Origin of the sequence: Lysinibacillus sp. HST-98 (assembly GCF_016757845.1) — a bacterium.
Taxonomy (GTDB): Bacteria; Bacillota; Bacilli; order Bacillales_A; family Planococcaceae; genus Lysinibacillus; species Lysinibacillus capsici.
This window is the reverse complement of sequence record NZ_JAENHX010000020.1, coordinates 1-2,952: the sequence shown is the minus strand read 5'-3', so window position 1 is coordinate 2,952 and position 2,952 is coordinate 1. Positions and strand designations below refer to the sequence as shown.

The following is a 2,952-nucleotide window of genomic DNA, read 5'->3' as shown; positions in this document are numbered from 1 at the left end:
TTTTGGTTAAGTCCTCGATCGATTAGTATTCGTCAGCTCCATGTGTCACCACACTTCCACCTCGAACCTATCTACCTCATCGTCTTTGAGGGATCTTACTTACTTGCGTAATGGGAAATCTCATCTTGAGGGGGGCTTCATGCTTAGATGCTTTCAGCACTTATCCCGTCCACACATAGCTACCCAGCGATGCCTTTGGCAAGACAACTGGTACACCAGCGGTGTGTCCATCCCGGTCCTCTCGTACTAAGGACAGCTCCTCTCAAATTTCCTACGCCCACGACGGATAGGGACCGAACTGTCTCACGACGTTCTGAACCCAGCTCGCGTACCGCTTTAATGGGCGAACAGCCCAACCCTTGGGACCGACTACAGCCCCAGGATGCGATGAGCCGACATCGAGGTGCCAAACCTCCCCGTCGATGTGGACTCTTGGGGGAGATAAGCCTGTTATCCCCGGGGTAGCTTTTATCCGTTGAGCGATGGCCCTTCCATGCGGAACCACCGGATCACTAAGCCCGTCTTTCGACCCTGCTCGACTTGTAGGTCTCGCAGTCAAGCTCCCTTGTGCCTTTACACTCTACGAATGATTTCCAACCATTCTGAGGGAACCTTTGGGCGCCTCCGTTACCTTTTAGGAGGCGACCGCCCCAGTCAAACTGTCCGCCTGACACTGTCTCCTGCCCCGCTAAGGGGCATGGGTTAGAATTTCAATACAACCAGGGTAGTATCCCACCGACGCCTCCTTCGAAGCTGGCGCTCCGAGATCTCTGGCTCCTACCTATCCTGTACAAGTTGTACCAAAATTCAATATCAGGCTACAGTAAAGCTCCACGGGGTCTTTCCGTCCTGTCGCGGGTAACCTGCATCTTCACAGGTACTATAATTTCACCGAGTCTCTCGTTGAGACAGTGCCCAGATCGTTACGCCTTTCGTGCGGGTCGGAACTTACCCGACAAGGAATTTCGCTACCTTAGGACCGTTATAGTTACGGCCGCCGTTTACTGGGGCTTCAATTCGCAGCTTCGCTTGCGCTAACCACTCCTCTTAACCTTCCAGCACCGGGCAGGCGTCAGCCCCTATACGTCACCTTACGGTTTTGCAGAGACCTGTGTTTTTGCTAAACAGTCGCCTGGGCCTATTCACTGCGGCTCTCATGCGCTTGCACGCTCAAGAGCACCCCTTCTCCCGAAGTTACGGGGTCATTTTGCCGAGTTCCTTAACGAGAGTTCTCTCGCACACCTTAGGATTCTCTCCTCGACTACCTGTGTCGGTTTGCGGTACGGGCACCTCTCACCTCGATAGAGGCTTTTCTTGGCAGTGTGAAATCAGGAACTTCGTCCATACGGACTCGCCATCACAGCTCAACGTTACAGTGTGCGGATTTGCCTACACACACGCCTTACTGCTTGGACGCGCACAACCAACGGCGCGCTTACCCTATCCTACTGCGTCCCCCCATTTCTCAAACGGTGAGGAGGTGGTACAGGAATATCAACCTGTTGTCCATCGCCTACGCCTATCGGCCTCGGCTTAGGTCCCGACTAACCCTGAGCGGACGAGCCTTCCTCAGGAAACCTTAGTCATACGGTGGACGGGATTCTCACCCGTCTTTCGCTACTCATACCGGCATTCTCACTTCTAAGCGCTCCACCAGTCCTTCCGGTCTGACTTCAACGCACTTAGAACGCTCTCCTACCACTGACATCGTAGATGTCAATCCACAGCTTCGGTGAATCGTTTAGCCCCGATACATTTTCGGCGCAGCGTCACTCGACCAGTGAGCTATTACGCACTCTTTAAATGATGGCTGCTTCTAAGCCAACATCCTGGTTGTCTGTGCAACGCCACATCCTTTTCCACTTAACGATTACTTTGGGACCTTAGCTGGTGGTCTGGGCTGTTTCCCTTTTGACTACGGATCTTATCACTCGCAGTCTGACTCCCGTGTATAAATATCTGGCATTCGGAGTTTGTCTGAATTCGGTAAACCGGGATGGCCCCCTAGTCCAAACAGTGCTCTACCTCCAGTATTCTCATCACGAGGCTAGCCCTAAAGCTATTTCGGAGAGAACCAGCTATCTCCAAGTTCGATTGGAATTTCTCCGCTACCCACACCTCATCCCCGCACTTTTCAACGTGCGTGGGTTCGGGCCTCCAGTAAGTGTTACCTCACCTTCACCCTGGACATGGGTAGATCACCTGGTTTCGGGTCTACGACCACGTACTACTTCGCCCTATTCAGACTCGCTTTCGCTGCGGCTCCGCCTTCTAAAGCTTAACCTTGCACGTAATCGTAACTCGCCGGTTCATTCTACAAAAGGCACGCTATCACCCATTAACGGGCTCTAACTACTTGTAGGCACACGGTTTCAGGATCTCTTTCACTCCCCTTCCGGGGTGCTTTTCACCTTTCCCTCACGGTACTGGTTCACTATCGGTCACTAGGTAGTATTTAGCCTTGGGAGATGGTCCTCCCGGATTCCGACGGAATTTCACGTGTTCCGCCGTACTCAGGATCCACTCAGGAGAGAACGAACTTTCGACTACAGGGCTTTTACCTGCTCTGGCGGACCTTTCCAAGTCGCTTCATCTAACTCGCTCTTTTGTAACTCCGTATTGAGTGTCCTACAACCCCAAGAGGCAAGCCTCTTGGTTTGGGCTCTTCCCGTTTCGCTCGCCGCTACTCAGGGAATCGATTTTTCTTTCTCTTCCTCCAGGTACTTAGATGTTTCAGTTCCCTGGGTCTGCCTTCAAGACGCTATGTATTCACGTCAAGATACTACGCGATTAAACGTAGTGGGTTCCCCCATTCGGAAATCTCCGGATCAAAGCTCACTTACAGCTCCCCGAAGCATATCGGTGTTAGTGCCGTCCTTCTTCGGCTCCTAGTGCCAAGGCATTCGCCGTGCGCCCTTAATAACTTAACCAAGTTATTAAGCCTATAAAAAA

1 rRNA gene is annotated in these 2,952 nt (G+C 52.3%); it reads right to left on the bottom strand.

Annotation, left to right across the window (positions count from 1 at the left end):
* Nucleotides 1-2: 2 nt before the first annotated feature.
* A 23S ribosomal RNA gene (locus tag JIN86_RS23305) occupies nt 3-2,930 on the bottom strand.
* Nucleotides 2,931-2,952: the final 22 nt, after the last annotated feature.